Origin of the sequence: Flavobacterium flevense, assembly GCF_900142775.1 — a bacterium.
Taxonomy (GTDB): Bacteria; Bacteroidota; Bacteroidia; order Flavobacteriales; family Flavobacteriaceae; genus Flavobacterium; species Flavobacterium flevense.
Window position 1 is genome coordinate 93,878 of the sequence record NZ_FRCC01000001.1, and the last position, 26,947, is coordinate 120,824.

Here is a 26,947-nt window from a genome sequence, read left to right on the forward strand (position 1 = left end):
TTTATGCGTCAATATTAGCATAAACTGCATTTTTCTCAATAAATTCCCTTCTTGGCGGAACTTCATCCCCCATTAACATAGAAAAAACTCTGTCAGCTTCGGCTAAACTATCAATTGTTACCTGACGTAAAGTTCTGAAATTAGGATCCATTGTCGTTTCCCACAATTGCTCTGCATTCATCTCTCCAAGACCTTTGTAACGCTGAATTGCGGCACTTCCACCCATTCTTTCATTGGCCTGATCGCGTTGCACGTCATTCCATGCATATTCTTTCTTGTTTCCTTTTTTAACCAAGTATAATGGAGGAGCCGCTATATAAACGTGTCCTTCCTCGATTAATTCTTTCATAAAACGGAAGAAGAATGTCAAAATCAAAGTAGAAATGTGGCTACCATCAACGTCGGCATCACACATAATAATTACTTTATGGTAACGCAATTTAGATATATTCAATGCTTTACTATCTTCTTCAGTACCAACAGTTACACCAAGTGCTGTAAATATATTTCGAATCTCTTCGTTTTCAAAAACCTTGTGATGCATCGCTTTTTCAACGTTCAAAATCTTACCACGCAATGGCAAAATAGCCTGAAAGTTTCTATCACGACCTTGTTTTGCCGTTCCTCCTGCTGAATCTCCCTCGACAAGATACACTTCGCATTTTGCAGGATCCTGCTCCGAACAATCTGATAATTTTCCTGGCAATCCACCACCACCCATAACGGTTTTACGCTGCACCATCTCACGCGCTTTCTTAGCCGCATGACGTGCCTGAGCCGCAAGGATTACTTTTTGAACAATAATTTTAGCATCATTTGGATTTTCTTCCAAATAATTCTCCACCATCTCACTTACCGCCTGACTCACTGGAGAAACTACTTCTCTGTTTCCAAGTTTGGTTTTAGTTTGTCCCTCAAATTGTGGTTCTGCAACTTTTACCGAAATAATTGCTGTTAAACCTTCACGGAAATCATCTCCGGAAATATCGAATTTCAGCTTATCCAACATTCCGGAAGCATCTGCATATTTCTTAAGCGAACGGGTTAAACCAGTTCTAAAACCTTGTAAATGCGTACCTCCTTCGTGGGTATTAATATTATTTACATAAGAAAATATATTCTCAGAATAACTGGTATTGTAAATCAAAGCCACCTCAACTGGAATATCTCCTTTATCGTGATCCATAGAAATTACATGCGCAATAATTGGCTCACGATTTCCATCTAAATAACGAATGTACTCTTTCAATCCTTCCGTAGAATGAAAAACTTCCGAAAGGAAATTTCCGTCTTTATCAATCTCTCTTTTATCTGTAAAAGTAATTGTAATCCCTTTGTTCAGGAAAGACAACTCACGCATACGAGCCGATAGCGTATCATATGAATACTCTGTAGTTTGTGTAAAAATAGTTGGATCCGGATAAAAAGTCACAATAGTACCTCTCTTAGAAGTATCTCCTATTTGTTTTACTGGATATAAGGCTTTTCCTTTCTCATACTCTTGTTGGTACACTTTTCCATCACTACTGTGTACTGTCGCAGTTAAATGATTAGACAAAGCATTCACACATGAAACCCCTACACCGTGCAAACCTCCGGAAACTTTATAAGAATCTTTATCAAACTTACCTCCGGCACCAATTTTAGTCATTACAACCTCTAATGCCGAAACACCTTCTTTTTTATGAATTCCTACCGGAATACCACGACCATTATCTTCAACCGTAATGGATCCGTCTTCATTAATTGCAACACCAATAGTATCACAATGTCCTCCCATCGCCTCATCAATGGAGTTATCCACAACCTCATAAACCAGATGGTGAAGTCCACGAACTCCTACATCACCTATATACATGGAAGGACGCATTCTTACGTGCTCCATTCCCTCTAATGCCTGAATACTATCTGCTGAATAATTTCCTTTATTGATTTCTTCGCTCATATATTTTATTCTAAAAATGTAATTTTTTGTCTAACGAACAAATATATAAAAACCGAAACTATATACCGTTAAAAATAACCTTATAAGTGCTTAAGTTATCAACAAAAAATGTGAATTTCTACAGCGAAAAAGCAATATCAATTTCAATGGCAATAAAAAAATAGGAATCCAAAAATAACAATGCTAAACCTTGAAAACCCGAAATCCAAGTACTTTAATTATTGTTATTTCTATTATCATTGAAATTGAGATTAATCAGCTATTCGGGCGTGCCACCACTAAGCAAAGGAGCTTACTATTCTTTACGTCGATAAAGCTCCTTTGCTCAGTGGTGGCAGGCTATCCGCGCTACTTCGGTAGCCAGCTCCTATCCTTCACGCAAAACAGTGCGAACAACATCACAACTAACAATCATTTTCAACCTATCATCTGCGTAAATCTGCTAAATTTGCATGCTCATTTTCCACGCTGTTTTTTTTGCAGATTAGGCAGATTTAAAAAAATATAAAAACTTAACATAGAGCTAGATTAACATTCAACAGATAATTAAATCCGAGTAAAATCCGTTTGATCCGCTAAACCTGTGAGCCAATTCAAATCTAAAATTTGAAAATACTAACAACAGTTGTACTTTTGCCTCATGAATGATAATTTTATAAACGAATTTTTCGGTATCGGAATTCAAAACGGAAAAACACCGGAAAATCTGGGCGTTTTATGGCGCTCTGCCCAAAATCTGGGTGCCAGCTTTATTTTCACCATCGGCAATCGATATGCCAAACAAGCCTGCGATACACACAATGCTGTAAAATCGATGCCTTATTTCCATTACGAGAATTTTGATGATTTCTTCAAAAACCTGCCTAAAGGTGCCCGTCTGGTTGGAGTAGAATTAGACGAAAGAGCCGAAGATTTAGAAACATTCGAACACCCAAGACGCTGTGTTTATTTATTAGGAGCCGAAGACAACGGACTTTCTAAACAAGCCATTGAAAAATGCCATTCTTTAGTGAAATTCAAATCCGAAAAAAGTTTGAATGTCTCTGTGGCAGGCACTATCGTGCTTTATGACAGAGGACTTAACAAGCCGAGGTCATAAAATTCAACAACAATGACAATGACAACGACAAAAATCAATTAAAAAAAATAAAAAATCCAAAACAAACATTTAAAATGCTGCTTTGGATTTTTTATGTTTCAATTTGCAATTGTCATTGAAATTGAATTTTGCCATTGCCATTGCCCTTGAATTTTGCAATTGAATTTCAATGCATCACTACTCTCTCAACTGATAGTTATTCACAAGAACAGAAGCTGAAATATTCAAAACTCTTTCCAATTCTCTTATCATATCCACCGTTAATCTTTTCTTTTTGTTTAGAATTTCAGAAACACTACTTTTTCCTCCAATAATTCCAACCAAATCTTTCTGCTTGATATTCATTTCTTCCATTCTAATTTTTATGGCCTCAATTGGATCCGGAGCTTCAATAGGAAAATATTGATTTTCATAATTATCAATTAACATGGACAAAATCTCTGCCTCATCACCCTCAATAGTATTAGGAGCGGCATCAAATATTACTTCAAGTCGCTCAAGTGCTTTCTCATAATCATTTTCATTTTTAATAGGTGCGATTTTCATATTTGTAAATTTTAAATTGTGTCAGCATTTATTTTATCATATTCAGCGTGGGTTCCAATAAATCGAATGAATGCCCATTGCCGTTCAAAATTGAATTTCACAATCAATCGATACGAATTCCCTTTGATATTAAAAACAATCCGACTGTCTTTCAATACACTTGCATTAATAAAAGTTTGTTTAATATCATTTGGAGAACGCCAATTAGAATTCTTTGCCGTTTCATACCATGTTTTCAAATACTGTTCCGCATCAGCGTGATTTTCCCAAAAATCTTTCAAAGTCTTTTTAGCAATAATTCTTTTCATATTCTCCAACTATAGTACAAAGATAAGCAAAAAGTTCTTTTTTTACGAACTTTTTACTTAAATCCTAAACCTAACAAGAGAAATCAAAACCAAATAAAAAAAATCCAAAACAAACATTCGAAATGCTGCTTTGGATTTTTTTAATTTTCAATTTGCAATTGTCATTGAAATTGAATTTTGCTATTAAAATTTTATTTCCTCATAATCTTCACATTCATCTCTTCGACCTTTTTATCAGACAAAGGAGATGGAGCTCCAAATAATAAATCTTCACTGGTTCCTGTTTTAGGGAAAGCCATTACCTCTCTGATAGAAGCTTTTTTCTCTAAAATCATCATCAAACGATCGATTCCCCAAGCGATTCCTCCGTGTGGTGGCGCTCCATATTGGAAAGCTTTGTACATCGTTCCCACACTTTTAATCATTTCTTCTTTGTTGTAACCCATATTTCTATAAGTCGCTTCCAGAATTTCCGATTTGTGTGCACGAACAGATCCTCCACCTATTTCGTAACCATTCAGAATAATATCATATTGTTGTGCGATGATAGAACCTATTTCATCTTCGTTACCATCCATATGTTTTTTCAAATCATAGATAGCCGGCATTGAGAACGGATTATGTGTAAACGTCCATCTTCCTTCGTCTGTTTTTTCAAACATTGGAAAATCAACTACCCACGCCGGACGCAATTCTTTTGGATTAATAAGGTTCAGCATTTTACCCATTTCCTGACGAACAGCATCCAAAGCTTTATTAGCCGTAGCATAATCAGCCGCTGAGAAAAACACAATATCACCCACTTGCGCATTAGTCGCTTTAATAATTCCGGCAGCAATTTCTTCGCCTAAAAATTTAATAATTGGCGATTGCAAATCTTCTTCATTAACAATAATATAAGCCAAACCACCCAAACCGTGTTGTTGTGCAACAGCTGTTAAGGTTTCGATTTGCCCTTTAGACATACGCTTGTTTCCTTGCTCCTGAGCCGAAACTCTGATACATTTTACAATTCCGCCTTCTTCAATTGGTTTAGAAAAAACCTGGAAAGTAGTATCTTTTACAATTTCGGTAATGTCCTGCATTTTTAAGCCGTAACGCAAATCAGGTCGGTCACAACCGTAGAAATCCATCGCATCTTTATAGGTAATCACTTCAAACGGATGTAAAATCCATTTTTTACCATAAATTTTAGTTACTATTTCATTAAACATTTTCGTGTTCAAATCAATAATTTGCTGCATACTGGCATACGCCATTTCCATATCCAATTGCGTAAATTCCGGCTGACGATCCCCACGAGAATCCTCATCTCTAAAACAACGCGCCACCTGGAAATATTTTTCATAACCACTTACCATCAACATTTGCTTGAATTGTTGTGGCGCTTGCGGTAACGTATAAAAGAAACCAGCTTGTTTACGTGTAGGAACAATAAATTCACGTGCTCCTTCATCAGTTCCTGCACTTAAAATAGGTGTTTCAATTTCTAAAAACTCTTCTTCATCTAAAATGTCACGCAATAATTTAATTACTTTATGACGATTTACGATAGCTCTTCTTACTTCCTCATTTCTGTGATCTAAGAACTTATATTGAAAACGAGTTGCTTCGTTTGTTTTAGCCGCTCTTTTTATTTCGAAAGGCAATGTTTTAGACAAGTTTAATATCTCTAAAACGGAAGTTTCTAATTCAATTTTACCGGTACGCAAACCTGCATTGTAATCATCTTCATTACGACCCACCACAATACCTTTTACTGAAATTACCGATTCCGGTTTTAATTTCACCAACTCATCGATATTAGGGAATGATTCTCTACTGATACGGATTTGGAAAATCTCATAACTGGAATCACGCAAATCGATAAACATCAATTCACCGTGGTCACGAACACTGGCAATCCAGCCGGATAACATCACTTCTTGTTGGATGTTTTCTTCTGATAATTGCGAAATTTTGTGTGTTCTGTACGTATCTTTTATAATAATAGGAATTTCAGGAAGGGATTCTTCTTGAATTATCTTTTCATCCCCATTTTGTACGGACATAGGTACGGACAAGTCGCGACTTGTCACTACGTTTGTGCTTGCACCTGTCCCTACGGTCAATTGATCTAAAATAATCTGACGAATTACTTTTCCGTTCGCCCCTTTTCCAATAACGCCTAAAACTTTACCAACTAAAATACCGGCTTTCCCTTGGTCACCCGCCTTAATATCATTGGCAACAGCCTCATTTTCTGAAATTACTTTCGAAATTACTTCTTGGATTTTATCTTCAGAAATAGTGTTATCTGCAAAATATTTATTGTAATCAAAATTTTGATCTTTCAAATAACCAGCAATGGCATTCTGAACTAAAACCGCTGTAATTTTTTCGGCTTTGAACAACACAAAAATAGTTACCAGATGCTCAATATTATGAATCTTATCATAATCTTCAGCCTTGATGTTATTCGCCAAAGTTTTAGCTACAAACGATGGATCATTGATTTCGTTATTCAAAGTCACAAACGTTCTGGAACGCAAAGCATCTGCTGTAAAAAACTTAGCATCCTGCGGCAAAACGCCTCCGTTAATTAAAATAGATTCCACCGCATAAGGTAACGCACTTGTGTCTACTTTAATGGCTTCAATTTCTGCTTTAATATTCACGAAAGGCAAATCAGGCTCCGAGATAAAACGGTAATCTGCCTCGAATTCTTTTTTACGCATCGTCTTGGTTTGCTTCAAATCAGCATCCCACAATACAGTCGTTTGATCAGGTCTAAATTCTTTATTTTCGATAAAATAATTGAATTGTTTTTCTACCTCTTCTTTCAAAGCTTCGACCATAAACTTAAACGAGTTCAGGTTTTTGATCTCCGTTCTTGGGTTTAAAACATTCGAATTGATTTTACGTAAAGAAACCGAAACATCCGATTTGAATTCTCCTTTTTCCAGATTCGCTTCCGAGATTCCTAAATTCTGAACAATACGCTGAATGTATTGTGCATAAGTGGAAGCGTCTTCAATATTGCGAACACAAGGTTCTGTAACAATTTCGATTAATGGAACTCCTGCTTTATTAAAATCAACTAACGAAATTTTCTTTTCGTGCATCAATTTAGCAGCATCTTCCTCAATATGAACCTGAGTTAAATTTACCGTAAACTGAGAACCGTCATTTCGGTAACAGGAAACCTGTCCGTCAGGAATAATTGGGTTATGAAATTGCGTGATCTGGATATTTTTTGGATTATCCGGATATTCATAGTGCTTTCTATCCCAGGAAATCACTTCATTACTAAAAGAAGAATTGACTGCTTTTCCAAAATAAATCGCCTTCGTAATTGCTTCTCTATTTAAAGCTGGCAAAACGCCCATTTGTCCGGTACAAACCGAACATATATTTTGATTAGGTGTTTCAATTTCCTGATTGGGACAAGAACAAAACAACTTGGTTTTGGTATTCAGTCGAACGTGAGTTTCCAGTCCGATTACCAATTCTAAATCGTGGGCTTTTAATGCCGCCGTTAATTGTTCCAATTCCATTATAGTGTATCTTTTAAGAAGTTAGCAAACTGCATAACTAATTCATCATTATTTTTTGCTGCTGTAATTTGCAATCCCGTACTTGTTCCTTGTGGCACGGTCAAAGTAGGCAATTGCCCTAAACTGAAACCAACAGTATAAGCATCGGATAAATACATTGCCAAAGGATCTTTTAAACTATCCCCTATTTTAGGTGGTGTTGCTGGTGTAACCGGAGATAAGACAATATCCACTTCTTCAAAATCCTTACTGAAATTCTCCGAAATCTGATCTCTTACAGCCAATCCTTTCAAATAGATTTCATCAGAGAAACCTTGGGACAATACCTGATTTCCACCTACAATTCTGCGTTTTGTTTCTTCCGAAAAATTCTCCGAACGTGTCACAGCATACGTATCAATTAAATTCTCCCCTTCAATTCGGTTTCCATAATTGGTTCCGTCTAAACGGGATAAATTCGAAGCCGTTTCCGCCATGGCTAGTGTATAATAAGTAGAAACTAAAAGATCTGATTTAAAGAAATCCAGTTCTTTTACTGCAATCCCTTTGGCTTTTATTTTTTCGATGCTCGCTAAAAAATCTGCTTTTATTTGGGCATCAATAGCTTCGCTTTCAATAAAGTTTTTAAAATAACCAATTGTTTTTACAGGCGAAACAGCCAATGATTCCTCAGTAATTTCATGTGAAGCAATTGAAGTTTGATCTTTTGGATCTTTACCACTCATGACATTCAGCACAATTCGGATGTCTTCAATTGATTTTGCCAATGGACCCACACAGTCTGTAGAAGACGCATAAGCCATCAAACCAAATCTTGAAATTCTTCCGTATGTTGGTTTAAAACCATAAATATCGTTATAACCGGCAGGCTGACGAATCGAACCTCCTGTATCACCACCTATAGAAAACGCCGTATAATCTTTAGCAACGTTAACCGCTGATCCACCACTTGAACCACCTGCAACTAATTCCGGATTTATTGCATTTTTTACTGCTCCAAAAATGGTATTTTCACTAGAAGATCCATGACCAAAACTGTCGCAGTTTTCTTTTACTAACGGAATAGCACCAGAATCCAATAATTTTTGAATAGCGGTAGCGGTATAAGGTGATTTATAATTTTTCAACAAATCAGAACTTGCAGTTGTGTAAGTTCCCTGCACCATATATACATCTTTAATTCCAAAAGGAATTCCTTCCAGCAAACCGATAGTTTCTCCGTTTGCAATTTTAGCATCTACTTTAGCCGCTAATTCCAGCGCCAAAGTATCCAATAAAGAATTAACCGAATTGTATTTATTTTCTTTAAGTAAATCTAATTTCTCCTGCACTAAAGCCGTACAAGTGATTTGTTTGGACACCAATTGTTGGTGTATTTTTTTTATCTGAGAATCCATGTTTATCCTTCTATAACTTTAGCAACTACTAAAAATCCATTTTTCTTGTTCGGGAAGTTTTCAATGATAAGTTCTTTCTCCATTGCCGAACTCTCTACCACAACATCCTCTCTTAAATCACTAACAGACACACAATTATGATTGACATTATTTAAGGAATTATTATTTGATGGATGTGCATTTTTAATTACATCAAATAATTTGTTCACGCTCTCTGAAGGCTGTGCTCCTTTAATGCTCGACAAGATGTCGACTGTCATTATTTTACTCATAATTTTAATTCGTTTTAAAGTCAAACTTTTAAGGTCGCGAATTTACGAAAGTTTTTTTTAGGGAATTCGATTTTTTTAAATGATTTCAAATGCATAAAAACCAATATTTACGACACCAACTTACAGTTCGCTCCTCTGGAGCTTTTTTTAGATACTCATTTTATTTCTACAAACAGTAAGTCCCGAAGGGACTAAAAAAAGCACCGTCAGAGTCTTCGGTTTATAAAAACAGTATTCATTTTACAACAAATAGCAAGTCGTTAAAGAACTAAAAATAACTCCGTCAGGAGTGTACTGTTTGTAGAAACAGTATTTATTTTGACACAGCTCCAGAGGAGCGACCCGTCAGATATCGAGAATTTTAATTTAGACAACACTATAACTACTCCACACTCTCAATCAAATATTTCGTCCCATTAATTTCGAAAGTAAAACCAACTGCATTTCCCATTAACTTACTTCCCAATGGCGATTGCGGAGACAAAGCAATTACATTTATTCCATCGATATTAATTTTTGGCAAAGCCAAAGACAGATACAAATAAATTCCATTAGCTTTTACCAAACTTCCTAAAACGATTGTTTTTGCAATTACCGAAGCATCAATTTTATCCAAAACGGCTTTTTGTTCTAAGACCTCTCTTAGTTTGGTATTGAATTTTTCCTGTTCCAGATGCATCATCGACAAGGCGGTTTCGTGTTTATCTCCAGCCGAGCCTTTCGCATCGTTTTTAGAATCCTCTGTCAATGCCGAAATCATATCCCTGAAAGCATCGATTCTGTCCTCTACTAATCGGGAATAATACTGATGTATTTTTTGTTTAAATGTCATTTTATTGAAATAATCGTTTCTTAGATTACAAAGATGTTGCTTTTTTAAAGTGTAAAAAAGTAAATTGACTTTATTATCAAAAACTCATTATTTTATTACTATTTGGATTTCTTAACTTACTAACACTATTTTTTTATTTAACTTCGTAAAACAATCATTACTAATCCTTATTCATTTTAAAATCATTATGAAAAAATTAAAACTTATTTCCGCAATCGCTTTTGGTTTCTTATTATTGTTAGCTACTGATGCGCAAGCTCAAAAATTCCCTGGCTTAGATAAAAGTCCGCTGGATCAGGCTTTATACCCTGCTGACAATAAAATTCCAACTAAAATGGCTAAGGTGGTTTACAGCCGTCCGCAACTTAAAGGACGTTCTTTAAACGAACTGGCTCCTGAAGGAAAAGTGTGGAGAACCGGTGCTAACGAGGCTACCGAAATCACTTTTTACAGAGATGTAAAACTGGGATCAACAAAAATTGAATCAGGAACCTACTCCTTATATACTATTCCGGGAAAAGACAATTACACCGTTATCATTAACAGAGCTATCAATGTTTGGGGTGCTTACAACTATAAATCCGAAAACGATCTTGCCCGTTTAAGCGTTCCTGTTACACAGGCAGAAGAATCTCTGGAAGCACTTTCAATGGTTTTCACTCCGGCTGACAAAGGAATGGTTTTAAACATCGGTTGGGACAAAATGCGTATTGCGATTCCTTTTACAGAATAACTTGTATTTAACCACAAAGGAAACGCAAGGTTCACAAAGTTTTTTTAACCGCAGAGAACGCTAAGTTAGCAGAGTAATACAAAAAGTCAAAGGTTATTTTCAAGAAAAAGGCACGAAATTCACAAATTAAATCTTTGTGAACTTCGTGCCTTCTTTGTGAACTTTGTATTTAAACTAACTTAAAAATCAAATTTAAAATTAGCTCCTACCATTACCTGAAAACCCTGAACCGGATAATTCATCCATTTTTGATAAGACTTACCAGTCATATTGTTCAATTTCAAAAATGCTGTTAGTTGCGAATTGTATTTATAACCTACATGCGAATTTAAATCAAAATAACTGCCTAATTTTGTTGGAGAAGTAACTAACGCATCCGTTAAATTTATTTGCAAATCCTTACGCTCGCCTACATAAAATACTTTGGCACCGGCAAACCATTTAGGTGTAATATTAAAATCAATCGAAGAATTTACTTCAACAGCCGGCAAATTCCAGGCTTCCTGCTCATTGCTGTTTTTATAACTATTAAAAGCACCACCAACAGAAAAACTTACATTCTCAGAAAAATCAGCTTTTAAATCACCTGAAAAACGGAAAGTTCGAACATCATCATAAACTACCTGAAAGGAGTTCCCAAATGCATAATCTTCATTAGTCGCATCTTCAGTATAATCATTCGCTCTAAACAAGGCTTTATTTCTTTCATTAGTATAAGAACCACGAAGATTATAACTCACGCTGGAAGCTAACTTCCCTTTCAAACCTGCAAAAACATCATATTGTCTGTCTGTTGGCACAATAGCTAATGTTGGTGATAAAAACGGATTCTCTTTTACAAAATCCATATAAGAGTTTTGCTCTAAACCTCCTTCGGCTCCTGCATAAAAAATCATTAAATCTTCCACAACCGGATAAGCAACATTGATATTTGGATAAATTAAAAACTGACTGTCATTTCCTTTATTATCCATACTATAAAACAACGAAGCTCCTAATTTTATATCCCATCCATTTTCCTGAATAACAAAACTAGGCGAAATTCCTAAATTTGTAAAACCGTATCTGATAGCTTCTGTATTGGTATTTAAATAATTTTTATCGAATGATCCGCCCACATAATCCACTGTGATATCTGTTCTTACAAATTGGTTTCCAACATCAAATCGCAACGAAGGTTTTACAAAAAATCTGTTTTCAGATGAATCAAAACTATCCGAAAAATGGCTAAATTTCATAGCTGCTTCTTTAAAAAAACCTTCATTAAATTCCAGTTTACCACCTAAAGAAATACCGTTATAAGCATGTTTTGAATCAATATTACCCAGCAATGAATCATCAAAATCCATTGGCAAACCATACCAGTTGTACACTTGGTTCTGATAACCTAAATCAAGATTCCAGGACATATTATCAAGATTAGCACCATAAGTCAAATCTAAAGCGGTGTTATAGAACCAATCGTCTAATTTGATATTGTTTATCCCGCCCTGCGAAGAGAAATGACGAAACATTCCGCCCACATAATTGTTATTGTTTAATTCCTGATTGACAAATAATTCGGCATTCAGGTTTCCATAATTTCCGGCAGCAATAGTTGCATAGTTATTATAGAATTTCTCTTTTGCTTCTTTGTCAACTCCTTCCGCCTTCCCTTTGGCAGGTGCAAAAGTGGAGGCAACAGGAAAAGAAAAAATCGAATAGTTGATGGTTTCTTTCTTGGTATTTCCCTCATCCTCCAGCACAGCAGATTCCTGAATCTTGGAGGCATCGGATATTGTTGGCGTATATGGTTTTACAATATTTACTTCTTCTGAACCAATGCTTTTTTCTTTCTCTTGAGCAAAAGAAAACTGTAAAACCATTAGAAACAAAGCAGTTATTATTTTATTTTGGAAATTGAATTTCATATTTTATTTTTTATTTCTCTCCAAAACCCTCTCCAAAAGAGAGCGAGTCGAAAGCGGATAATTGTTTTCTATCTCTAATCTATATTCTATTGTCTTTTTTCTGTACTTTCTAATTGGCTATCGAAGAATTTGTTTTAGATTCTTCTGATTTGATTCGGCTTAACTCGGTTTGAGCTTCCGTAACCACATCCGGGAAATCGGCAAAATTCTTAATGACACTATCCAGAATATAAGTAGCCTGAAAACTGTCTTTTAATCCGTAAAAGTTTTTAGCCATTAAAATCAATCCTTTGGCACCATACAAACGATATGCTGAATAACTTTTTGCTAATTTTTGGATCGAAGTATTTGAAGCTTCAAATTTGCCTTCTTTGTTTTTAAAATAAGCATCATAATACAAGGCTTCGGCAGCTAATTCTCCTTTGGCAATTGGCATTACTTTTGCATAACCGGCTTTTGCCTTAGCCTCATCGCCTGTTTGCATGGCGGAACGTGCAATGATTATTTGCGCATCGCTTTGAACATTATTATCTGTTTTTGGATTACTCAAAACTTTATCAGCATAAACCACTGCGTTTGAATAGTCTTTATTTTCATAATACAATTTCATCAAATTGGATTGTGCAAAAACTTTATTTTGGGACAAATCAGCTTCATTTTCTAAACGACTTAACACCGGAATTGCTTTTTGCTTATCTGCTGAATCTAATAAAATTTGAGCAGTTCGTGTTAAGGATTGCTCTGTAAACTCATTTCGGGGCTGATTGATTACATACTCATAATTAGGTAAAGCTTTGTCCTTTTGACCTTCAGCATAATAGGCCTGCGCCAAATTAAAATTAGCTTTCAAAGCATGAATCCCATTTGGAAAACTTGAAATATAAGCTCTGAATCCGGAAATAGCCTGAGCCGTATTATTTTGCTCAAATTGTTTCATTGCCGATTCATACGTATCATTATCGAGATCAGCATCAGTAACTTCGACAAAATCCAAAGTTCTTACCCAATTGGCATATTCGTCCACTTTTCCACCATCAACATAAATTAATCTTGCGGTAGCAACTGCTTCTAAAGCTTCGGGAGTTTTAGGATATTCGGCAGCTACTTTTTTAAATTTCACTAAAGCATCCGAACTTCTGTCTGAGTTATAATAAACTAATCCCTGACGCAAAATCGCTCTGGCTGTAAAAGCACTATTTTTATATTCACTGATTAATCGATCGTAAGTTTTTAAAGCTGAATCTTGTTTGTTAGTCGCAACATAGGTATTTGCTAATTCGAATAGAGCATCATCACGGTAACTGGATTTTGGATATGCCGCTACAAACGAATTCAATTCCTCAGTTTTCTTGTCATTTTTAGAAACAAAACCATAGCAAAGCGCTTTTTGATAATACGCATAATCAGCATCTACGCTTTTTAATTCTATTACCTTATTATAAGCATCCATTGCCGGCCAATATTTAGAAGTCACAAAACGACAATCGGCTAAACGTAAATAAGCGTCTGTTATTCTTGTTTTATCGTCTTTTACTTTGTCAATAAATTTTTGGAAAGCATCGCCTGCCGAATCGTATTCTTTTAATTTAAAATAAGCATAAGCCACATTATAATTGCTGTTTTTATATTCAGGAGTTGCAGCCGCTGCTGACATTCCAATAAATTGCTTAAAACTCAACAATGCTTTATTGTAATCATTCAAAACATATTCTGTTTCTCCTTTCCAGAAAGTAGCTCTGGCTGTAAACTCAGCATTCATTGCATTTCCTAAGGATTTTTGGAACATTTGCAAAGCTGGCGTATAACTTCTATCGGTGTATAACTCTAAACCTCTGTAGAAAGTTACTTTTTGATATGCTTCTTTATTTTCAGGAGTTTTGTTTTTTTCTAATAAAACTAAGGCTTCTTTATAATTTTTAGAAGAGATATATGAATCGATCAATAATTTTTCTACAACTGAACGGCTGGAATTGTTGGGATATTTATTGATAAATCCTAACAAAATAGAAGGCACACTTTGATAAGAATTCCCTAATTCATAGCTTAATTTTGCATAATTTAAATAAGCATCTTCCTGAATTGCTGTGTCAAATGGCATTTCGGATGCATTTTTAAAAGCATTCAGCGCTTCTTGTTTTTTATTTAGTTTAAGATAACTTTCACCTAAATGGTAATAGGCATTTTGCGCTACTCCGTCTTTTCCTCCAATAATTTTATTGAATTGCGCTATCGCATTTTCAAAATCATTTTGTTTATAATAAGCATACCCTAATTGGTAATAATCGGTATTATTCCATCTTCCTTTTTTACCTTTGTAAGCGACTAAATAAGGGATAGCTTCGTTGTATTTTTTTAAATTAAAATAACTCTCTCCAATAATTTTATTCAGTTCTGATTTTTCTGCAGCATTTGATTTTGCCATTGCTTTTTGTCCAAGCTCAATTGCTTTTTCAAAATTGCCCGATTTAAAATTCATATCAGCCTGATAATAGGATAACTTTTCGGCATATTTTTCATCTCCTGAAACGGCATCAAAGTATTTATTGGCTTCTTGATAATTATCGCCTTCATACGCCATAAAACCCAGATAATATTTGGCCTGAGGCCCATAAACATCTGAATTTAATACTTTATTAAAATAAGCGGTAGCTTCTTTTTTATTCTTGGAACTAAAAAAACTATAGCCTTTTTGAAAATTAAAACGATCCTTATCTTTAGCACTCAACTGATTTTCATCTACTTTTTCGAACCATCTTAAAGCCTCAGTATAATTTTCCTGATTGAAATAAAAATGAGCTACTTCAGTGTAAGCCTGATTACTTTTTGAACTCGTAGGGTAAGTTTCTAAAAAGGATTCCATGAGTACATCTGCATTAGGATGCCCTAATCGTACAGCACAACTGGCATCATAATAGGCACAATCTGACTTCATTTCTTCATTTTGAGTTTCATCTCCTACTTTTTCAAAAAGGTACTGAGCCGAAGCATATTGATTATCTTTAAACAAAGCCACTGCCCTGCTATAATCCTTTAAATTACTGGTATATATTGTTGATTCCTGTGCTAAGAGCATATTGGTTTTAACAAAAACCAATAAAAAAAAGAGCCACGAAAGTTTACGCATTTTCATTTATTTTTTTTAATATCCCAAATATATTATATTCTGAGATTTATAACGGGGGATTAATTAGTTTTATTATGAACAAATATTTTAACAGAAGATAAAAAACTAATAATTGATATTGCTATTTCATAATTGATAATTACTTTTACACCATAAACAAAAGCAAATTATGTCCCAAGCCATACTGTCATTAAAAAATGCAACCATTTATCAGGAAGATAAAGTAGTCTTATCGAATGTTAACCTGGAAGTCAACCGGGGAGAATTTCTATATATTATTGGAAAAACAGGTTCCGGAAAAAGTAGTTTCATGAAAACGCTTTATGCCGATTTACCCTTAACAGAAGGAACCGGACACATCGTAGACTTTGATTTAGAAACCTTAAAAGAAAATGATATTCCGTTTTTAAGACGTAAAATTGGTATTGTTTTTCAGGATTTCAAACTGCTTCCGGATCGTTCTATTCAGGACAACATGCTTTTTGTTCTTAGAGCTACAGGCTGGTCTGACCAAAATGAAATGGAACGAAAAATAGAAGAAGTACTGGATAAAGTAGGCATGAAAAACTATGCGCAAAAAATGCCACACCAAATTTCAGGTGGTGAGCAACAACGTGTAGCTATTGCGAGAGCATTGCTTAATGACCCTGAACTTATTCTTGCTGACGAGCCTACAGGAAACTTAGATCCTCAAACCAGTGTGGAAGTTTTAGATGTTTTGAAAAAAATAAACGGAAACGGAAAAACCATTATCATGGCCACTCACGATTATGCTTTGCTAATGAAATTCCCTTCAAAAACACTAAAATGTGAGGATTCTAAAATTTTTGAAGTCGTTCAGAGAACCGTTTAATTAACAAACCTATTTATTACTTTCTAAAGCCGGTAAATGCCATTTGTATTTTACTGCCATTAACCGTACACTAATAATTACGGAGACTACCGTGAAATAAATTATCTCGTCATTAAGCTGGAAGGTTTTGAGTATAAAAAACAGAATTCCGCCAAGAATACAAATAGTAGCATAAATCTCTTTACGGAAGATTACCGGAATTTCATTGCATAAAATATCACGGATAACACCGCCAAAACATGCGGTGATTGTCCCCAGAGCAATGCAAATCATGGGATGCAAACCTATTTCAATACCCTTTCTCAATCCCGTTAAGGTGTAAACACCAAGACCGATGGTGTCAAAAAGAAACAAAGAAGTTCTTAATTTATCGAATTTCCTGCGAAAAACTACTGCCAGAAGAAACCCGATAATAATCATATACACATATTCTAAATCCATCATCCAGCCCACCGGAGTCCGCCCTATCAAAACATCCCGCAAGGTTCCACCACCCACTGCAGTTACAAAGGCAATGATAAAAACACCAAAAGGGTCTAACTTTTTTTCCATGGCAGTCAACACACCGGACATAGCAAAAGCCATTGTTCCCACAATTTCTAAAAAACTAAACATAGCTGATTATTTAATTAGTGATTTATAGCAAATTAAAGAAAAACAACTCACTTAAATAACCTAAGCCCTTTTATTCTGCCTTAAATTGAATAAAATTTTAATATCTATTTTTCAAAACAATCATTGTCTGTGTATCTTTGCTCTGAATTTAATTCTAAATCCTGCACCTCTTGAAACAAATTACTTCCATTCAAAATTCCTTTATTAAATCTTTGGTATTATTACAGGAGAAAGCTAAAAACAGGAGACAAACAGGTACTTTTTTGATTGAAGGCATTCGTGAAATTTCATTGGCTGTAAAAGGAAATTATCAAATTGAAACCATTTTATTTTATCCTGAAATTTACAGCGAAGCAGAAGCTAAAAAACTAGCTCCCCATGCCGATTTAATAGAAATAAATAAAGAAGTATTTCAAAAACTAAGCTATCGCGATACTACCGAAGGCGTTTTGGCTGTAGCCAAATCCAAATCATTAGAACTTTCGGATTTAAAACTCTCTGAAACACCATTAATTCTGATTGCCGAAGCTCCGGAAAAGCCGGGAAATATTGGTGCACTTTTAAGAACTGCAGATGCAGCAAACTTAGATGCTGTGATTATTGCCAATCCCAAAAGTGATTTATACAACCCCAATATTGTTCGCTCGAGTGTAGGCTGTTTGTTTACAAACCAAATTGCAACGGCAAGTACTGCTGAAATCATTGCTTTTTTAAAAGAAAAAAACATCAATTTTTATTGCGCAACTTTGCAAAATTCAACCAGTTATCACACCCAGGATTTCACAAAACCTACCGCATTAGTTGTAGGAACTGAAGCGACCGGACTTACACAGGAATGGCGTGACGCTGCCACACAAAATATTATCATCCCAATGCAAGGCGAAATCGACAGCATGAATGTTTCTGTTGCTGCAGCCATTTTAATATTCGAAGCCAAAAGACAAAGAGGGTTTTAAAATTGAGATTTCAGATATTAGATTTTAGATGTTAGAATGCAGATGTAACACTAGAAATTAAATAGTTATAACTTCGATTTTCTACTTTAAAAACCAGACGTTTTTTAAAATTTAATATCTAAAATCAGAAATCTACAATCTACATTCCCAACTCTTGCATATATGCTAACTTATCATTATTTTTAGAAATTGAACCCTGCAAGTATGACCGAAATAGATATCGAAAAAGAAAATAAAGCAATTGCTCAGGAATACAAAGAATTGCTTCGTATCAGTTACCAAACGCTAACCACTGAAGATAAAAAACTCATACGAAAAGCATTTGACGTTGCAGTTGAAGCGCATAAAGACCAACGAAGAAAATCGGGTGAAGCCTATATTTTTCATCCTATTGCTGTGGCTAAAATTGTTGCTTCGGAAATTGGTCTTGGAGCAACCTCAATTGCCGCCGCTTTATTGCATGACGTGGTGGAAGACACGCCTACCACGGTAAAAGATATTGAACGAATGTTCAACCCCAAAGTAGCACAACTTGTTGAGGGTTTAACCAAAATATCTATTGTACAAAAAGACATGAATGTGTCGATGCAGGCTGAGAATTTCAGAAAAATGCTATTGACTCTGTATGATGATGTTCGGGTAATCCTGATAAAAATTGCCGACAGATTGCACAATATGCAAACTATGGATTCGATGATTGACCACAAACAGGTTAAAATCGCTTCGGAAACACTATACATTTATGCACCGTTAGCACATAGATTAGGATTGTACAATATCAAAACAAAACTGGAAGATTTAGGATTAAAATATACTGAACCTGCAGTTTATAATGATATTGTAAGTAAAATCAAAGAAACCAAAGAGCAACAAGATGCTTACATCAAAGATATTTCTGATGTATTAAAAGCTTCTTTAGACGCTGAAGATATTGATTATATCATCAAAGGACGCCCAAAATCCATCTATTCTATTCGCAGAAAGATGAAGGCTCAAAACGTAACTTTTGACGAAGTTTATGATAAATTTGCGCTTCGAATTGTCTATAAATCAGATCCTCATGATGAAAAATTCGTCGCCTGGAAAATCTACTCTATCGTTACAGACCATTACAGACCCAGTCCCAGCCGTTTAAGAGACTGGATTTCTTCTCCAAAATCAACAGGTTATGAAGCCCTGCACATTACTGTCATGGGTCCAAAAGGACGCTGGGTAGAAATTCAGGTTCGCAGTGAACGTATGGATGAGATTGCCGAAAAAGGTTATGCTGCACATTATAAATACAAAAACGGAGATGCCGAAGAAGGTGGATTAGATGTATGGCTTAATCTACTAAGAGAAGCGCTGGAAAACTCCGAAACAAATGCCATTGATTTTGTAGAAGATTTTAAAATGAATTTATATTCAAAAGAAATCTATGTCTTTACACCAAAAGGAGATATCAAATCGTTACCCAAAGGCGCTACTTCTCTTGATTTTGCCTTTAGTATCCACTCCGAAATTGGAATTAAAACTCGCGGTACAAGAGTTAACGGAAAGTTAGTTCCTTTAAATTACGAACTAAAAAGTGGTGATCAGGTAGAAATAATCACCTCACCAAACCAGAAACCAACAGCAAACTGGTATGATTATGTAACCACTTCCAGAGCCAAAAACAAAATCAGAAATGTTCTTAACGAAAACACCAAAAAAATTGCTGAAGACGGAAAAGAAGTACTTACCCGCAAATTAAAACACCTGAAAGTTACCTTAAACGAAACCGTTATCAATGAATTAGTAAACTTTTTCCACCTTAAAACCAGTCTGGATTTGTTTTACAGAGTGGGAATAGGAACTATTGACAACCAGCAATTAAAAGATTTTGCATCACAAAAAAGCAATACATTAATCAATTTCTTTAAAAACAAAATTAAACGCACAGGCAATACTGCCGATACTGATATTCACAAACCGGTATTGAACAGTAATTATGACATGCTGGTTTTTGGAAAAGAACAGGACAAATTAGACTACAAATTGTCAGCCTGTTGTAATCCGATTCCGGGTGATCAGGTGTTTGGGTTTGTTACTATAAATGAAGGAATAAAAGTGCATAAAAAAGATTGTCCTAATGCGATTTCGTTACAATCTAATTATGCTTATCGCATCATGCCTGCTAAGTGGATTGATTCTTCCCAACAGGAATTTAAAGCTATTTTGAATATTACAGGAATGGATACCATCGGTCTTACTAACGAACTGACAAAGGTAATTTCGAATAACATGAACGTAAATATTCAAAGTATTTCACTCAGCGGAGATGCCGGACTTTTTAAAGGACAACTGACTGTTATTGTCCAAAACATTACTATTCTGAAAAAATTAATTGACAACATTAAAAAAATTGACGGAATTGACCGCGTAACCCGGGTTTACAAAAATTAATCTTTTATAAATGATTTAACGTTATTTCCCATCCTTTTTCCGACTTTTGAAAAGCTTTTCAACTCTAATGCTGAATAAGAAATTATTGTTTAACTTTATAAAAAAACAAAATTATTCTCTTATAAGTACTTAAACTTGAAAACTATTAAAATAAAAATTTATCTTTGCCGAATATGACACTCATTTCCACAAATAACAACAAAAATCAGGAGATTGTAAAAAATGTTTTTACATTGTATCTTGAAAAAAACGGGCATAGAAAAACGCCTGAACGTTACTCTATACTTCAGGAAATCTATGAAAGTGAAGAACATTTTGATATAGAAAACTTATATATCAAAATGAAAAATAAAAACTATCGTGTGAGTAGAGCTACGCTGTACAACACCATAGAATTACTTTTAGACTGCGGGCTGGTACGCAAACACCAGTTTGGACAAAATCAGGCTCACTACGAAAAATCTTATTTCGATAAACAACATGATCATATCATCATGACTGATACGGGTGAGGTTATTGAATTTTGCGATCCAAGAATACAAACGATTAAGAAAACAATTGAGGAGATTTTTGATGTAGAAATCATCAATCATTCGCTGTATTTTTATGGTATAAAAAAAGCAGCTAAAACGGAGGAACAAGAAGAAAATACCAATAACGAAAACATTTAGTTTTAAAAAAGGCCGTAAATTCCGTTTACAGCCAAAACGAATTAACGAAAATAAATAAATTAAAAATGACCGTAGATTTATTACTAGGATTACAATGGGGAGATGAAGGAAAAGGAAAAATTGTTGACGTTCTTACCTCAAATTATGACATTATTGCTCGTTTTCAGGGAGGTCCAAATGCCGGACACACTTTAGAATTTGACGGAATAAAACATGTATTGAGAACCATTCCTTCCGGAATTTTCCATAAATCAGCGGTAAATATTATTGGAAACGGTGTTGTAATTGATCCTGTTGTATTCCAAAAAGAAATTGAAGGATTGGAAAAATTCAACATTGATATCAAAAAGAAATTAATCATTTCCAGAAAAGCACACTTAATTTTACCTACACACCGCTTATTAGACGCAGCATCTGAAGCTTCTAAAGGAAAAGCTAAAATTGGTTCTACACTTAAAGGAATTGGACCAACTTACATGGACAAAACCGGCAGAAACGGTTTACGTGTAGGAGATATTGAATTAGAAGATTTCAAAGAAAGATACCGTGCTCTTGCTGACAAACATGAGGCTATGATTGCTTTTTACGGAGTAGAATTAGAATATAACCTAGCAGAACTGGAAGAAGAATTTTTTGAATCTATCGAAGAAATTAAAAAATTAGATTTCATTGATAGCGAAGAATACATGTACCAGGCACAAAAAGCAGGTAAATCTATTTTATGTGAAGGAGCTCAGGGTTCTTTATTAGATGTTGATTTTGGAACCTATCCATTTGTAACTTCTTCTAATACTACAGCTGCCGGAGCCTGTACAGGTTTAGGAATTGCTCCTAATAAAATCAAAGAAGTTTACGGAATTTTCAAAGCATACACCACTCGTGTAGGTAGCGGTCCTTTCCCTACTGAACTTTTTGACGAAGTAGGTGCAACAATGGCTAAAGTAGGTAACGAATTTGGTTCTGTTACAGGAAGAGCAAGACGTTGCGGATGGTTAGACTTAGTAGCTTTGAAATATGCTGTTCAGGTTAATGGTGTTACGCAATTGATGATGATGAAAGGTGACGTACTTTCCGGTTTTGAAACTTTGAAAATATGTACAGAATACAATTATAAAGGAAAAAACATTGCTCACTTCCCTTACAATGTAGAAGAAGAAAATGTATCTCCTATTTACAAAGAATTTAAAGGATGGAAACAAGACTTAACAGGAATGACTACTTATGAGGAATTACCAGTTGAATTAAAAGAATACATCGAGTTCATTGAAAAAGAATTAGAAGTGCCTATTAAAATTGTTTCTGTAGGTCCGGACAGAAAACAAACTATTCTAAAATAAAAAATTAACGCCCTGAAATTTCGGGGCGTTTTTTTATACAATAAAAAAAATCAAACCGCAAATTCGCAAATTAAAGTTGCAGAAGCAAAAAAATAATTTGCGAATTTGCGGTAAAACAAATAGCAAATGAACAACCCAAAAATAAGCATCAAAGAAACCAAATTATTATCTGACAACTGGTACATTCTAAACAAAGTAACTTTTGATTACCAAAAACCTGACAATACGGTAATTACCCAACAAAGAGAGGTCTATGACCGTGGTAACGGAGCAGCAATCTTACTCTATAACGCAACTAATAAAACCATTATTTTGACCCGTCAGTTTCGTTTACCTACTTATTTAAATGGAAATGAAAGCGGAATGATGGTCGAAGTTTGTGCCGGATTATTAGATAAAGATGAACCGGAACAATGCATCATCAGGGAAACTGAAGAAGAAACAGGCTATCGTGTTACGAAAGTAAAAAAAATCATGGAAACCTATATGTCTCCAGGTGCGATAACCGAAATTTTATATTTATTTGTTGGCGAATATGATGCCTCTATGAAAGTAAGCGAGGGTGGCGGATTAGAGCATGAACAGGAGAATATCGAAGTTATAGAAATGGCTTTTGACGAAGCTTACAATAAAATTGAAACTGGAGAATTACAAGATGCAAAAACTATTATGTTGCTGCAATATGCTAAAATCAATCTGGGATTTTAAAATAATTATCTTAGAATTCATAACAAATCAGACCGTATTAATTCTAAATTTTAACGCAGAATAGCTGATTTTTTTTATTGGGAAAAAGTATATATTTACAAAAAATACCAGAACCCCATTTTGCTATATCATCCTGATGAAAATTTACATTAAAAACATGGCCTGCGAGAGCTGCAAGGTCGTAGTCAAAGAAGCTCTAGAAGAATTAAACTTACACCCTGTAAAAATTGAACTTGGTGAGGCTGTAATAAAAGAAGAGATTAATACCGAAAAAAAGAAGAAACTAAACACTATCATTAAAAAAGTAGGTTTAGAAATTATCGAGAGTAAAGGCGGTATTTTAATAGAAAAGATCAAAAACTATTGTCAGGAATACATCGACATCAAAAAGCCGGTAAAAATCAATCTATCCGATTTTTTAACCGAAAAACTTGATTTGGATTATAACTATTTATCAAATGCTTTTTCTGAAGTGACTTCGTCTACGATTATCAATTATACCAATTTGCTAAAAATGGAGAAAGCTAAAGAAATGATTTTATTCGAAGAGTATAATTTTTCAGAAATAGCACGCCAGCTTAATTTTAGCAGTCTTTCGGCTTTTTCTACTCAGTTTAAAAAAGTTACGGGCTTTAGTCCTACTCATTTTAAAAATTTAAAAGAGAAAAGAAGAAAAGCTATCCAGGAACTCAATGAGGACTTAGAGCAGAAAAACCATTAAAATTTGTAAAATTTTACCGAAAAAAGTGAATTTTTAATAGATACATTTACATATTAAAATAATAATTAATATGAGTGAAATAAGTATCTTTTATGCTGACGATGACGAGGATGATTTAATGTTTTTTAATGATGCGGTTGAAAGCGTTAGTAGTAATTCTAACTTACTGGTTCAGCTTCATATTCATAAAAACGGTGAAAATCTTGTAACAAATATCAAAGAGAACAAACCTGAAAACGGAGTTGTTTTTTTAGATTTAAATATGCCAAAAAAATCCGGGTTTGAGATTTTAGAAGAAATACGCAAGGAGCCTGCTATCAAGCATTTTCCTGTAGTTATTTATTCTACCAGTTCTGATAAATCAGATATTGAATTGAGTCTTAATCTTGGTGCTAATTTTTATGCTATTAAACCTTATAATTTCAATGATTTAATGAAAATGATTCAAAGTGTGATTAAAATAAACTGGAATAATCATAAGGTCGATATCGAGAATTTTTTATTGATAAAATAAAACTTTAAACAGAACACCTAATTACCAAAATAGCAATTAACCCGTATGAGGGATGGAAGCGGCATCCTTTTATGTATTTTCTTTAAATACATAAAAGATACAGCGTACAGCCCGACCTTATTGAAAAAATTGTTTTTTTACTGTTTTTTCAATAAGGTCATGCAAAGAAAAAGGAGAACACAACTAAAATTGTATTCTCCTTTTTTTATGGAATGAAACCAATACTGTAAGGAACTTGACTTCATATATTAAACGTTTGTAATTTACTAGGGTCTCCACCACAATGTATAATTACTTCTTTTATTATTTCATTTTGTAATTGATTACAAAATGACATTTTAGGTATTTTGTAACCTTTTAATTTATTGAGTTTTATATAACTCAATAGTAATATTGATGCAATTAAAATGATATAAATCATCACTTGAATTCCATTCCATTGTCTTGAAAAATAGTGTTTAAAGTTTATGAATCTAAAAAAGCGTTCAATATCCCAACGTCTTTTATAAATCTCTGTAATTTGTTCGGCTGTAAATTCATCTTCTGGTAAGTTGCTTAAAAAAAGTATTTTTTCTCCATCCGATTTTAACATTCCTTCCACTAATCTAAAAACTTGCTTGGTCTTTTTTCGATTACTATACAAATGAACTTTACTGTGTTTGACTAATTTAATCGACTCATTTTCTATATCTAACAAGGTTTCTTCACTATTTTTAGCAACTACATATTTAGATAATTTATAGATTCGGGTTACAAAATACTTTTGGTTTTCCGATAATTCAACCATCGTTTTTCGCTCCTTCATTCCTCTGTCAAAAACCGCAATATCTTTCTTGCTGGCAATGTGTTCTTCAAGAATATTTCCCAAACCCAAATCTTCGCTAATCATTTTTTGGTCTTGATGAAACTTCACATTAAATGGCAATCCATCAAAACCAATAGTGAATTTTATACTGTTTTTACCTTGTTCGCCTTTTTTGTTTTTCATCCCATTTTGCATTCCAAAATGCAACAACGATGCAGATAAACTGGTAATGGTCGAATCATATAAACTTAATTTAAGTTTGTCTTTTTCATTGAGTTTTTCTTGAAAAACAGCAACTGTATGATTGTACAATTTTTCAAAATAGGAAACATTTATTTTCCCTATTCTTTCTGCAATACTACTATGACTGACGCTTTTATTTTTAGGTATTTGAGCGTATTTGCAGAAAAAATGATTCTCATAAAAATTCTCAAAAACTCTAGAACTAGCTCTATTTTCATTTAAAACTCCAAAAACACAAAGTTTAAATAACTCTTTGCCTTTTAATTTCTTCACATTCCAATCAACCATTGTTTCTTGGGCGAAAAAATCAAGATGTTCCTCTGAAATGTAGCCTAATATTTCTTTTACCTCTGTTTTAATTCCCATGTATTCCCAATATTCATTCATATATTGGAAAATAAAAATAATACTTTTGTTTTAATAATAAAGTTCCTTACAGTATTGGTCAGAGACTTTGAGGAGCGGGGTTAATCAAATCCAATTTCAGAATAGTACCATCTTTCGTCAACTTGTATGACTTTGTAAGAAGCTCCAGTAATTTTTTTATTTCCAAAGTTTCTTGGTTTTTCAGTGAAATCATAAATAATTCTTTTCTCCTTATCGAATAAGCTATTGGCTTTTTTGATAAAAATTAATAAACTATCATTCTCTTCAATAAATCCTCAATAATCTGAATTTTTTTTATTTCCATTTTTTACGACTAAATCAATATCTAATTGATCAATATCATCAATTATGAATTCATCGAATTCATCTCTGTCATAAATACCATCATCATATTTTTCAAATTTTGAAACTAAATTATTCAAATCTTCTTTGTATTTCAAAACCTTATTTTCGTTAAATGGATTGCATGAAAGGAAGGTAAATAATAAAAAAAGTAGTGCGGTTTTCCTCATTTTTTAAGTTTAGTGTTTTGTTTTTTTTCTTGTTTTAAAAAGTAAATATGCAAAAACTGCTTGTCCTATAAGAAATAATATTAGGACAGTGTAAAGTATTCTATTTATTGAATCAATCATTTCAAAAATATCAGTTGAATTTTTTGTAGTAAATTGACGAATTGGAAAATTAAAGCGTGCCCATAGCACAATAGGGATTGTCAAAATAAAGTGAAGCGTAAACAATTTTAAATTAATTTTGTTGTTTGCTATTTTCCAATAAATAAATGTGATTATCAAAATTATAATCAAAACTATTATTTCTAAATAACTAGTACTTGGAATAACCATATTCCAACCGGTAAGACTTTGAATAGTAAAACCAGATTCAAAAGGAATGGCTACAATAAGTAATAAAGCGAAAGAAATTAATGGAATGTGCTTGCTATACTTTATGATTAGTCGCATGTTAAGCTGCTTGTTTTTTGTTCTGGATTTGCTGGTGCGTACGTTATTTAGC

General features: G+C 34.0%; 23 protein-coding genes. 10 read left to right on the forward strand and 13 right to left on the reverse strand.

The genetic code is table 11. The annotated features are described in order from the left end of the window. Position 1 precedes the first annotated feature (1 nt). Positions 2-1,945, reverse strand: a complete 1,944-nt coding sequence (gyrB, locus tag BUB89_RS00430) for a DNA topoisomerase (ATP-hydrolyzing) subunit B (protein WP_073240772.1) — start codon at positions 1,943-1,945, stop codon at positions 2-4. Positions 1,946-2,585: 640 nt separating this feature from the next. On the opposite strand from gyrB, the gene BUB89_RS00435 reads away from it, so the two are divergent. Continuing rightward, the gene (locus tag BUB89_RS00435) at positions 2,586-3,044 is read left to right on the forward strand and encodes an RNA methyltransferase (RefSeq protein WP_073240774.1); all 459 of its coding nucleotides are present in this window, start codon (positions 2,586-2,588) and stop codon (positions 3,042-3,044) included. A gap of 177 nt (positions 3,045-3,221) precedes the next feature. Here the strand turns inward: BUB89_RS00435 and BUB89_RS00440 are convergent, their stop codons facing one another. From BUB89_RS00440 to BUB89_RS00465, 6 genes are all read right to left on the reverse strand, one after another. Next, positions 3,222-3,590, reverse strand: a complete 369-nt coding sequence (locus BUB89_RS00440) for a helix-turn-helix domain-containing protein (protein ID WP_073240776.1) — start codon at positions 3,588-3,590, stop codon at positions 3,222-3,224. An 11-nt stretch (positions 3,591-3,601) separates the two neighbouring features. Continuing rightward, positions 3,602-3,898 carry a type II toxin-antitoxin system HigB family toxin gene (locus tag BUB89_RS00445; RefSeq protein ID WP_073240778.1) on the reverse strand — a complete coding sequence of 99 codons (297 nt, stop codon included), beginning with the start codon at positions 3,896-3,898 and terminating at the stop codon, positions 3,602-3,604. 191 nt (positions 3,899-4,089) lie between these two features. Beyond that, positions 4,090-7,434 carry a bifunctional amidotransferase subunit GatB/aspartate--tRNA ligase AspS gene (gene gatB/aspS / locus BUB89_RS00450; RefSeq protein ID WP_073240780.1) on the reverse strand — a complete coding sequence of 1,115 codons (3,345 nt, stop codon included), beginning with the start codon at positions 7,432-7,434 and terminating at the stop codon, positions 4,090-4,092. Continuing rightward, positions 7,434-8,831: an amidase gene (locus BUB89_RS00455; RefSeq protein WP_073240782.1), complete on the reverse strand. Its 1,398-nt coding sequence runs from the start codon at positions 8,829-8,831 to the stop codon at positions 7,434-7,436. Before BUB89_RS00455 ends, gatB/aspS begins: the two co-directional genes overlap by 1 nt. Positions 8,832-8,833: 2 nt before the next feature. After that, positions 8,834-9,103, reverse strand: coding sequence for an Asp-tRNA(Asn)/Glu-tRNA(Gln) amidotransferase subunit GatC (locus BUB89_RS00460; protein ID WP_073240785.1), 270 nt, complete (start codon positions 9,101-9,103; stop codon positions 8,834-8,836). 382 nt (positions 9,104-9,485) lie between these two features. Then, the gene (locus tag BUB89_RS00465; RefSeq protein ID WP_073240787.1) at positions 9,486-9,935 is read right to left on the reverse strand and encodes a hypothetical protein; all 450 of its coding nucleotides are present in this window, start codon (positions 9,933-9,935) and stop codon (positions 9,486-9,488) included. A 187-nt stretch (positions 9,936-10,122) separates the two neighbouring features. Here BUB89_RS00465 and BUB89_RS00470 point away from each other — a divergent pair, with 187 nt between their 5' ends. Next, complete coding sequence (locus tag BUB89_RS00470) at positions 10,123-10,668, forward strand: DUF2911 domain-containing protein (protein WP_073240789.1); 546 nt, start codon at positions 10,123-10,125, stop codon at positions 10,666-10,668. Positions 10,669-10,847: 179 nt separating this feature from the next. Here BUB89_RS00470 and BUB89_RS00475 read toward each other — a convergent pair whose 3' ends face one another. Both BUB89_RS00475 and BUB89_RS00480 read right to left on the reverse strand, forming a co-directional pair. Beyond that, a complete protein-coding gene (locus BUB89_RS00475; protein ID WP_073240791.1) occupies positions 10,848-12,578 on the reverse strand; it encodes a TonB-dependent receptor in 1,731 nt (576 codons plus the stop codon). 109 nt (positions 12,579-12,687) lie between these two features. Further along, entirely contained in the window at positions 12,688-15,702 is a 3,015-nt protein-coding gene (locus tag BUB89_RS00480) for a tetratricopeptide repeat protein (RefSeq protein WP_073241798.1), read from the reverse strand. 169 nt (positions 15,703-15,871) lie between these two features. On the opposite strand from BUB89_RS00480, the gene BUB89_RS00485 reads away from it, so the two are divergent. Beyond that, a complete protein-coding gene (locus BUB89_RS00485; RefSeq protein ID WP_073240793.1) occupies positions 15,872-16,555 on the forward strand; it encodes a cell division ATP-binding protein FtsE in 684 nt (227 codons plus the stop codon). A gap of 9 nt (positions 16,556-16,564) precedes the next feature. Here the strand turns inward: BUB89_RS00485 and BUB89_RS00490 are convergent, their stop codons facing one another. Next, the gene (locus tag BUB89_RS00490; protein ID WP_073240795.1) at positions 16,565-17,170 is read right to left on the reverse strand and encodes a trimeric intracellular cation channel family protein; all 606 of its coding nucleotides are present in this window, start codon (positions 17,168-17,170) and stop codon (positions 16,565-16,567) included. 170 nt (positions 17,171-17,340) lie between these two features. On the opposite strand from BUB89_RS00490, the gene BUB89_RS00495 reads away from it, so the two are divergent. The 7 genes from BUB89_RS00495 to BUB89_RS00525 all read left to right on the forward strand — a co-directional run bounded on the left by BUB89_RS00495 (position 17,341) and on the right by BUB89_RS00525 (position 24,501). Further along, a complete protein-coding gene (locus BUB89_RS00495) occupies positions 17,341-18,126 on the forward strand; it encodes a TrmH family RNA methyltransferase (RefSeq protein WP_073240797.1) in 786 nt (261 codons plus the stop codon). A 204-nt stretch (positions 18,127-18,330) separates the two neighbouring features. Next, positions 18,331-20,550, forward strand: coding sequence for a RelA/SpoT family protein (locus BUB89_RS00500; protein ID WP_073240800.1), 2,220 nt, complete (start codon positions 18,331-18,333; stop codon positions 20,548-20,550). Positions 20,551-20,723: 173 nt separating this feature from the next. Next, on the forward strand, positions 20,724-21,221 hold the full coding sequence (locus BUB89_RS00505) for a Fur family transcriptional regulator (RefSeq protein WP_073240802.1): 498 nt from the start codon (positions 20,724-20,726) through the stop codon (positions 21,219-21,221). A gap of 65 nt (positions 21,222-21,286) precedes the next feature. Then, the gene (locus BUB89_RS00510) at positions 21,287-22,558 is read left to right on the forward strand and encodes an adenylosuccinate synthase (RefSeq protein ID WP_073240804.1); all 1,272 of its coding nucleotides are present in this window, start codon (positions 21,287-21,289) and stop codon (positions 22,556-22,558) included. A gap of 126 nt (positions 22,559-22,684) precedes the next feature. Next, on the forward strand, positions 22,685-23,266 hold the full coding sequence (gene nudK, locus BUB89_RS00515; RefSeq protein WP_073240806.1) for a GDP-mannose pyrophosphatase NudK: 582 nt from the start codon (positions 22,685-22,687) through the stop codon (positions 23,264-23,266). Positions 23,267-23,402: 136 nt separating this feature from the next. Further along, positions 23,403-23,987 (forward strand): helix-turn-helix domain-containing protein, encoded by a 585-nt coding sequence (locus BUB89_RS00520; RefSeq protein WP_073240808.1) that lies wholly within the window; start codon positions 23,403-23,405, stop codon positions 23,985-23,987. Positions 23,988-24,057: 70 nt separating this feature from the next. Next, the gene (locus BUB89_RS00525; RefSeq protein WP_073240811.1) at positions 24,058-24,501 is read left to right on the forward strand and encodes a response regulator; all 444 of its coding nucleotides are present in this window, start codon (positions 24,058-24,060) and stop codon (positions 24,499-24,501) included. Between the two features lie 241 nt (positions 24,502-24,742). On the opposite strand, the gene BUB89_RS00530 is transcribed toward BUB89_RS00525, so the two are convergent. From BUB89_RS00530 to BUB89_RS00540, 3 genes are all read right to left on the reverse strand, one after another. After that, the gene (locus BUB89_RS00530) at positions 24,743-25,936 is read right to left on the reverse strand and encodes an IS4 family transposase (RefSeq protein ID WP_073240813.1); all 1,194 of its coding nucleotides are present in this window, start codon (positions 25,934-25,936) and stop codon (positions 24,743-24,745) included. Positions 25,937-26,211: 275 nt separating this feature from the next. After that, on the reverse strand, positions 26,212-26,448 hold the full coding sequence (locus BUB89_RS00535) for a hypothetical protein (RefSeq protein WP_073240815.1): 237 nt from the start codon (positions 26,446-26,448) through the stop codon (positions 26,212-26,214). A gap of 9 nt (positions 26,449-26,457) precedes the next feature. Next, complete coding sequence (locus BUB89_RS00540) at positions 26,458-26,895, reverse strand: hypothetical protein (protein WP_073240817.1); 438 nt, start codon at positions 26,893-26,895, stop codon at positions 26,458-26,460. Positions 26,896-26,947: the final 52 nt, after the last annotated feature.